Origin of the sequence: Vibrio sp. 10N.222.55.C6 (assembly GCF_041473395.1) — a bacterium.
In the GTDB taxonomy this organism is placed as follows: domain Bacteria; phylum Pseudomonadota; class Gammaproteobacteria; order Enterobacterales; family Vibrionaceae; genus Vibrio; species Vibrio crassostreae_C.
In genome coordinates, this window is sequence record NZ_JBFRSD010000185.1 from 1 (window position 1) to 396 (window position 396).

The window sequence follows — 396 nt, forward strand, 5'->3', positions numbered from 1 at the left end:
CTAGCGAGATCACAAATATGGTGCAAACCTCTAAGCAACTGCGTGAATTTTACACAATTCAGACAAAAAAAGAGGAATAACGGCAATACCATCACTCCTCACAAGCTTTTCAATACAGGTTAGCTACTCTATAAAGAGGTTTCTAGTGGTCTAGATGCTCTAGGCCCCATTTGTATAACGCGTTCTTTTTCAGATTGTAGATTTCTGCCGTCATCGCCGCCGCTTTTTTAAGAGGCAGCTCTTTGGTTAGAATGCCTAGTGTGCGAGTCGCTTCGTCTGGCAGTTCTGTGCTCGCTTCTTCACGGTGGCCGTGAATCAGTAACACCATCTCACCGCGTTTACGGTTCGCGTCTTCTTCAATCCACTCAATAAGTTCACCAAGTGGCAGCCCTTGGA

The 396-nt window shown here is 45.7% G+C and carries 1 pseudogene; it reads right to left on the minus strand.

The features are described 5' to 3' along the window. Positions 1–142: 142 nt before the first annotated feature. Positions 143–396 (minus strand): annotated as a pseudogene (locus tag AB4486_RS23160) (rRNA (cytidine-2'-O-)-methyltransferase); the annotation flags it as partial.